General features: G+C 56.3%; 1 protein-coding gene. It reads left to right on the forward strand.

The window, feature by feature from the left end; translation table 11 throughout:
- Positions 1–373: hypothetical protein (locus tag EOA79_RS34340; RefSeq protein WP_206639315.1), on the forward strand; the 373-nt coding region annotated here is incomplete at both ends.

Here is a 373-nt window from a genome sequence, read left to right on the forward strand (position 1 = left end):
ATCGGAGAGGTGTAGAAGAGGAAGAGGAAAGGGGGAGAAGGGAAAGAAGGGAAGAGAGGAAAGGAGGGGGGGAGGGGAAAAAGAGGGAAGGAGGGAAGGAGGGGAGGGAAAAGAGAGAGAGGGAAGAGGAGGGGGGGGAGAGAGGGAGGAGAGAGAGGGGGGAGGAAGAGGAGAGAAAGGAGAGGAGAGAGGGGGAGGAGGAAAAGGAGAGGAGAGGAGAGAAAGAAGAGAGAAAAAGGGGGAGAGGGGAGGAAGGGGGGGAGAAAGGAAGAGGGGAGGAAAGGAGGAGGGAGGAGGAGAGGGAGGAGGAAGGAGAAAGAAGGAGAAAAGAGGAGAAAAAGCAAGAAAGAGAGGACTGCATGGAGCTGACAGC

It is taken from the genome of Mesorhizobium sp. M1A.F.Ca.IN.020.03.2.1, from assembly GCF_004023205.1.
Classification (GTDB): domain Bacteria; phylum Pseudomonadota; class Alphaproteobacteria; order Rhizobiales; family Rhizobiaceae; genus Mesorhizobium.